Below are 346 nucleotides of genomic sequence, written 5' to 3'. Positions count from 1 at the left end.
CGCTTTCGGGCGATCCCGAGGACATCTATAAGACCGACGCCAAGGTCAAGGAGCTGATTCCCGACGATCCGCACCTGCACAACTGGCTCGACATGGCGCGCGAGCGCATCGCGTTCCAGGGGCTGCCGGCGCGTATCTGCTGGGTGGGCGTGAAGGATCGCTATCGCCTCGGCCAGGCGTTCAACGAGATGGTGAAGAACGGCGAGCTGAAGGCGCCGGTCGTGATCGGCCGTGACCATCTGGACACCGGCTCGGTGGCGAGCCCGAACCGCGAGACGGAAGCGATGAAGGACGGCTCGGATGCCGTGAGCGACTGGCCGCTGCTCAATGCGCTGCTCAATACGGC

1 pseudogene is annotated in these 346 nt (G+C 65.0%); it reads left to right on the top strand.

The window, feature by feature from the left end:
* Positions 1–346: pseudogene (locus VSR34_RS39005) on the top strand (urocanate hydratase); the annotation flags it as partial.

The sequence above is a fragment of the Paraburkholderia sp. JHI2823 genome (assembly GCF_038900695.1).
GTDB classification, from domain to species: Bacteria; Pseudomonadota; Gammaproteobacteria; order Burkholderiales; family Burkholderiaceae; genus Paraburkholderia; species Paraburkholderia mimosarum.
Note: the sequence above shows the minus strand (reverse complement) of the source record. Positions and strands in the feature narration are given on the sequence as shown.